General features: G+C 70.7%; 4 protein-coding genes. 3 read left to right on the top strand and 1 reads right to left on the bottom strand.

The features are described from left to right. Positions 1 to 76 precede the first annotated feature (76 nt). Entirely contained in the window at positions 77 to 346 is a 270-nt protein-coding gene (locus tag HCN52_RS23070; protein WP_245175383.1) for a hypothetical protein, read from the bottom strand. A gap of 420 nt (positions 347 to 766) precedes the next feature. Between HCN52_RS23070 and ettA the strand changes: the two genes are divergently transcribed. The 3 genes from ettA to HCN52_RS23055 all read left to right on the top strand — a co-directional run. Then, a complete protein-coding gene (ettA, locus tag HCN52_RS23065; protein WP_168090368.1) occupies positions 767 to 2,431 on the top strand; it encodes an energy-dependent translational throttle protein EttA in 1,665 nt (554 codons plus the stop codon). 1 nt (position 2,432) lies between these two features. Beyond that, the gene (locus HCN52_RS23060) at positions 2,433 to 2,876 is read left to right on the top strand and encodes an acyl-CoA thioesterase (protein ID WP_168090367.1); all 444 of its coding nucleotides are present in this window, start codon (positions 2,433 to 2,435) and stop codon (positions 2,874 to 2,876) included. Between the two features lie 183 nt (positions 2,877 to 3,059). Continuing rightward, positions 3,060 to 3,318: DUF8010 domain-containing protein (locus HCN52_RS23055; protein ID WP_512700792.1), on the top strand; the 259-nt coding region annotated here is incomplete at its 3' end.

Raw genomic sequence — 3,318 nt, 5'->3', positions numbered from 1 at the left:
GGCCGGGCCCGCGCCGACCCGCGGCCCCCGCCGCCGGCCGGCGGGCTGCCCCGGGCGGTGGCAGGACGCCCCGGGGTCAGGCGAGTCCCGCGGTGCCCTCCGGCTCGTCCTCGGCGAACGCCTCCGCGAGATGAAGCTCGTCGCGCTCGTACTGCGACAGCGCGATGCCGAGGCCGAACAGGGTGGGCGCCCACTCGCCGACGAAGATCCCCCAGCGGTCGGCCCGCGCCCGGCTCGCGCCGCGCTCCGCCCTGCGCGACAGGAACCAGCTCGCCACCGACAGGCCGACCGATGCAGTGGCCGCGCAGTACACCTGCTCACTTCGCAGACCCCGCTCGTGAAGCATCCGCACGATCATTCCGCCTCCAAGGATGGTTCGACTCCCTCCAGCCTCGGTCGCTGCGGGAGCGAGTGCACCCCTGCTTCGGCCGTCTGCCGCCGGTCACCACCCATCTGGCGGCCCGGCCCGTCCGGGGCGGTGGGACGCCGAGAGCACGGTGGCGGCTGCGCGGCCGCAGGGGGGTTCGTCCCCGCCCCGTTCGACGCCCTGCGGGCCGCAGCGAGCGAGCCACGCCGCCGACACGGCACGTCACGACACGGACCGCGCCCCGATCTCGACGGCGGGAGCGGCCGTCCTGCGCCGGACCGACGGGGCGGGCAGCTGTGTCGGCCGGTGAGCGGCGGCCGCATTTCCGCCCCGGGGGCGCCATGCGGCAGGATGGGGGTCGATCCCCACGTCACTTCTTCGATTGCCGGACGGTATCTCTTGGCTGAGTACATCTACACCATGCGCAAGGCACGCAAGGCGCACGGCGACAAGGTGATCCTCGACGATGTCACGCTGGCGTTCCTGCCCGGCGCGAAGATCGGCGTCGTGGGTCCCAACGGAGCCGGCAAGTCCACCGTGCTGAAGATCATGGCCGGTCTGGAGCAGCCGTCCAACGGCGACGCCTTCCTCTCGCCCGGGTACACGGTGGGCATCCTGCTGCAGGAGCCCCCGCTCGACGAGACGAAGACCGTCCTGGAGAACGTCCAGGAGGGCGTGGCCGAGACCAAGGGCCAGCTCGACCGGTTCAACGAGATCGCCGAGCAGATGGCCACCGAGTACACCGACGAGCTGATGGAGGAGATGGGCAAGCTCCAGGAGAAGCTCGACCACGCGAACGCGTGGGACCTGGACGCCCAGCTGGAGCAGGCGATGGACGCGCTGGGCTGCCCGCCCGGTGACTGGCCGGTCGTCAACCTCTCCGGTGGTGAGAAGCGCCGCGTCGCGCTCTGCAAGCTGCTGCTCGAGGCCCCCGACCTGCTGCTGCTCGACGAGCCCACCAACCACCTGGACGCCGAGTCCGTCCAGTGGCTGGAGCAGCACCTCGCCAAGTACCCGGGCACCGTCGTGGCCATCACCCACGACCGGTACTTCCTCGACAACGTCGCCGAGTGGATCATGGAGCTCGACCGCGGTCGCGCCCACGGCTACGAGGGCAACTACTCCAAGTACCTGGAGACCAAGCAGGCCCGGCTGAAGGTCGAGGGGCAGAAGGACGCCAAGCGTCAGAAGCGCCTCAAGGAGGAGCTGGAGTGGGTCCGCTCCAACGCCAAGGGCCGCCAGGCGAAGTCGAAGGCGCGGCTGGCCCGCTACGAGGAGATGGCCGCCGAGGCCGACAAGATGCGGAAGCTGGACTTCGAGGAGATCCAGATCCCGCCGGGCCCGCGGCTGGGCAACGTCGTCGTCGAGGTGGACCACCTCCGCAAGGGCTTCGGTGAGAAGGTCCTCATCGACGACCTGTCCTTCACCCTGCCCCGCAACGGCATCGTGGGTGTCATCGGCCCGAACGGCGCCGGCAAGACGACGCTGTTCAAGATGATCCAGGGGCTGGAGGAGCCCGACGACGGCTCGATCAAGACCGGTGAGACGGTCAAGATCTCCTACGTCGACCAGAACCGCTCCAACATCGACCCCAAGAAGTCGCTGTGGGCCGTGGTCTCCGACGAGATGGACTACATCAACGTCGGCAACGTCGAGATGCCCTCGCGGGCCTACGTCAGCGCCTTCGGCTTCAAGGGGCCGGACCAGCAGAAGCCGGCCGGCGTCCTCTCCGGCGGTGAGCGCAACCGGCTGAACCTCGCGCTCACCCTGAAGCAGGGCGGCAACCTGCTCCTCCTCGACGAGCCCACCAACGACCTCGACGTCGAGACGCTCTCCTCGCTGGAGAACGCGCTGCTGGAGTTCCCGGGCTGCGCCGTGGTCGTCTCCCACGACCGGTGGTTCCTGGACCGGGTCGCCACCCACATCCTCGCCTACGAGGGTGACTCGCAGTGGTTCTGGTTCGAGGGGAACTTCGAGTCCTACGAGAAGAACAAGATCGAGCGACTCGGTCCGGATGCGGCACGTCCGCACCGTGCCAGCTACAAGAAGCTGACGCGGGGCTGACGTGCGGCACACCTTCAGCTGCCCGTTGCGGTGGTCCGACATGGACGCGTTCGGGCACGTCAACAACGTCGTGTTCCTGCGCTACCTGGAGGAGGCCCGGATCGACTTCATGTGGCGGCTCGCCCGTGAGGTCGGTTCGGGGGCCGACGGTGAGCCCTTCACCGGCGGTTCCGTCGTCGCCCGCCACGAGATCGACTACCTTCGCCCCCTGGTGCACCGGCACGACCCCGTGGCGATAGACATCTGGGTGACCAAGACAGGTGCGGCCTCGGCCACCTTCGGCTACGAGGTGCTCGACGGCGACACCTGCTACGTCCGCGCGTCGACGGTCATCGTGCCGTTCGACCTCAAGGGCCAGCGGCCCCGCCGGCTGACCCCGGCGGAACGGGAGCTGCTGGCGGAGTACTACGACGACACGGCGGCCTCGTCCGGCTCCGGCAGCTGACGTCGCCACTCGCGCACCACCCGATGCCCCGCCGGCAGGACCGGCGGGGCATCGTGGCGCCCGCCGCCGGGGCCGCGCGGTGCCCGGCCGGCACAGAGCCGTGACAGCGGCCTCGTGCCCGGCCGCGGGGTGTGCGTACCATCCGGGGGACCACCCCGAACCGACCTGAGGACGACCAACGGCATGACCAGGCTGAGTCTCGCGGACCGGACCGACGCCACCGGCCTCGCGGCCTTCCTGACCCGACAGCTCAAGTGGGACCGGGCCGCCGCCGTCCGGTTGCGGGCCTCCGGCGACGGGGTGCTGGCGGCGTTCAGCCGCCCCGCGCGCTTCGAGGTCCTGGCCGTGCGCACCAGCCGCCTCGCTCCGGTCGCCTTCGGGACGGCCGGGCTGCCGGCGGCCGCCCCCGCGGTGGCGGAGCCCGGTGCGGGGGCCTCGACCA

It is taken from the genome of Streptomyces bohaiensis (assembly GCF_012033785.1).
In the GTDB taxonomy this organism is placed as follows: Bacteria; Actinomycetota; Actinomycetes; order Streptomycetales; family Streptomycetaceae; genus Streptomyces; species Streptomyces bohaiensis.
This window is presented reverse-complemented; position numbering and strand designations above follow the sequence as displayed.